Raw genomic sequence first — 2987 nt, forward strand, 5'->3', positions numbered from 1 at the left:
GGCGATGCCCTCGTTCTCGAGCTCGGCATAGACCTCGGGCAGCGTCGCGTTGCGCAGGAAGATCGCCGGGTCGACCTCGATCTCGAACTCGGTCTCCAGCGCCGAGGCCATGACGACGCCGTCGACCGAATCGAGCCCGTAGCTCTCGAAGGGCGCGTCCGGCCGCACGAGGTCCTCGGGCACGCCCATCTGCTCGACGAGATAGGCGGCGAGCCAGGCTTCGATGTCGGCCGCACGCAGGACGAGGCGCTCGGATTGGGTCATTGGCACTCCGGATCGGGTCCGTCGACGAGGATTGGCAGGCGGGCGAGGCGGCGGAAGGTGTCGAGCGGCACCCACTCGTCGGCCGGCTCGCCCGGCCGCGCCGGCGGGATCGCCGCGAAGAAGGCCGGCAGCACGACGCGGGCCTCGAGGCGGGCGAGCGCGCCGCCGAGGCAGGCGTGCGCGCCCTCGCCGAAGGCGAGGTTGCCGGGGCCGGACCGGCCGGGCTGGAAGCGGTCCGGGTCGGGATAGGCCTCCGGGTCGCGATTGCCGGCGGTGATGTAGGGGATGAAGCCGCTGCCGGCCGGGAATGTGCGGCCGTCGACGACGATGTCGGCGGTGGCCCGCCGCGCCGCCAGGATGACCGGGCTGTCGAGGCGCAGCAGTTCCTCCACGACCTGCGGCAGGCGGGCCGGGTCGGCGGCGGCCCGGCGAACCTCCGGCTCGTCGAGCGAGCGGCGGATGGCGCTGCCGAGGAAGGCCGAGGTCGTCTCCGCCCCGACCAGCACGAGGAAGAGGATGCGCGAGTGCAGCCAGCGGTCGTCGACGCCCTCCTCGTTGCGGGCGAGTTCCATCAGCCGGGTCATGCCGTCCTCGCGCGGGACGCGGCGGCGCGCGTCGACGAGGCGGGCGATCTCGGCGAACGCCGCGCTCAGCCAGCGCTCGAAATCCTCCATCTCGCGCACGCCGAGCACGAAGTTGAAGAGCCGGAGGACGCTGCGCGAGATGGCGTAGAGATGGGCGCCGACATCGTCCGGCACGCCCATGATCCGGCACATGACCCGGAAGGGCAGGGGGTCGGTGAAGCGGGCGACGACGTCGAAGGCCCGCTCGCCGCGCAGCGGCGCCAGCATCTCCTCGGCGACGCCGGCGATCATCGGCGCATATTCCGACAGCGGCCGCGCGTTCAGGGTCGCCGCCAGCAGCCGGCGCGCCTGGCGATGCCCGGCCGAGGCGTCGAGGAAGAGGATGGCGTCGATGAAGGACTGCAGCGCCGGCCAGTTCCGGCCGACCCGGGCGGCGACGGCGTCGCTGAAGGCGAGCACCGAGGCCGGGTCGAGCCCCGGGCTGCGCAGCAGGCCGGAAATGTCGCGGTGCCGGGTCAGGATCCAGGAGTGCGCCGTCTCGCTCCAGTGCACCGGCTCGGCGCTGCGGTAGAGCGCGAAGAGCCCGTGCGGGTCGCTGCGCAGCCGCGGATCGCGCGGGTCGAAGGGGCGGAGCGGAGCGGTCGTCATGACCCTGCTTTCCCGTCCGCGACGGCGTCCGTCAAGTCCGAAGCACGGTGGAGCACGGCGCCGGTGGCGGGCGGCCAGGTTCCGTCGGCGAGGCCGGCGCGGCAGCGGTGGCGGCGGACCTTGCCGCTGGTGGTGCGCGGCAGGGTGCCCTCGCGCAGCACCAGCGTCTCGGCCGGGCGCTGGCCGTGCGCGGCCGCCACCCGGTCGGCGATGCGCCGCGCCAGCCCGGGCAGGTCGGCGGTCCGCGAGTCGGCACGCGCCAGTTCGACCGCGACGGCGAGGCGGGTCGGCCCGGACGCGCCGACGGCGAAGGCGGCGGCGCCGGCGAGCGGCACCGGCGCCGCCGCCTCGGCGGCGCTGCGCTCGATGTCCTCGGGATGGTGGTTGACGCCGCGGATGACGACGACGTCGTCGCGCCGGCTGACCGGGACCAGCACGCCGTCGAGGACGAAGCCGAGGTCGCCGGTCGCGACGAAGGGGCGGTCGGTTCCGGGCAGCGGCCGGGCCAGCGGCTCGGGCGGGCCGTCCGGCCGCCACAGACCGCTGGTCAGGCTGGGCCCGGCGACGCGGACGTCGCCGACCATGCCGTCCGGCAGGGCCTCGCCGGTCGCGGGGTCGACGATGCGGACCTCGGCGCCGGCCCAGGTCTGCCCGCAGGCGACGAGGCGGACGCCGACTGCCGCCGGCTCGGCCCGGCCGCGGCCGAGCTGGTCGCGGTCGACGGTGACGGTGCGCATGCCGCTGCCGCCGCGGCCGCCGGTGACGAAGAGCGTCGCCTCCGCCAGCCCGTAGCAGGGGTAGGGCGTCCCGGCCGACAGGCCATAGGGGGCGTAGGCGGCGACGAAGGCCGCGATGACGGCGGGGTCGACCGGCTCGGCGCCGCAGCAGGCGACGCGCCAGGACGCGAGGTCGAGGCCGGCCCGCTCCTCGGGCTGCACCCGCGACACGCAGGCCTCGTACATGAAGGTCGGGCCGGTCGAGACCGAGCCGCGGAAGCGGCTGATCGCCCGCAGCCAGCGCACCGGCTTCTGCACCACCCGCAGGGTCGGCAGCAGGACGGCGGGGATGCCGTCGGACAGCGGCTGCAGGATGCCGCCGACCAGGCCCATGTCGTGGTGCGGCGGCAGCCAGCTCACCGACACCCAGCTCGGGTCGTGGCCGATCGCGGCCTGCATCATCGCCTGGTTGGCGGCGAGCGCGCCGTGGCTGATGGCGAAGCCGCGGGGTGCGGCGGTCGAGCCCGAACTGTACTGGACGAAGGCGATCCGCCCGGGATCGGCGGGGGGCGGGTCCCAGCCGTCGCCGGCGGCATCGGCGATGCCCGCGACCTCGATCACCGTCACCCCACCGTCCGCCGCGTCCGGCAGCGGACTGCGCGGCCCGGTGCGCTCCACCAGCAGGGCGCGCGGCCGGGCGGCGGCGATCACGGCGGCCAGCCGCTCGCGGGTGCGGGCGCTGGCGACGGCCGGCCCCGGCACCGCGGCGGCGCCC

Annotated in this window: 3 protein-coding genes; all 3 read right to left on the reverse strand. The window is 75.9% G+C overall.

Annotated elements, in window-relative coordinates:
- Nucleotides 1-264, reverse strand: a 264-nt coding sequence (locus tag ACE3Q3_RS22130; RefSeq protein WP_374449642.1) for an acyl carrier protein, incomplete at its 3' end; no start/stop codon positions are given.
- On the reverse strand, nucleotides 261-1496 hold the full coding sequence (locus tag ACE3Q3_RS22135; RefSeq protein WP_374449644.1) for a cytochrome P450: 1236 nt from the start codon (nucleotides 1494-1496) through the stop codon (nucleotides 261-263). The genes ACE3Q3_RS22135 and ACE3Q3_RS22130, both read right to left, overlap by 4 nt.
- Nucleotides 1493-2987: AMP-binding protein (locus tag ACE3Q3_RS22140; protein WP_374449646.1), on the reverse strand; the 1495-nt coding region annotated here is incomplete at its 5' end. The genes ACE3Q3_RS22140 and ACE3Q3_RS22135, both read right to left, overlap by 4 nt.

The organism is Allostella sp., from assembly GCF_041913585.1.
GTDB lineage: Bacteria > Pseudomonadota > Alphaproteobacteria > ATCC43930 > Allostellaceae > Allostella.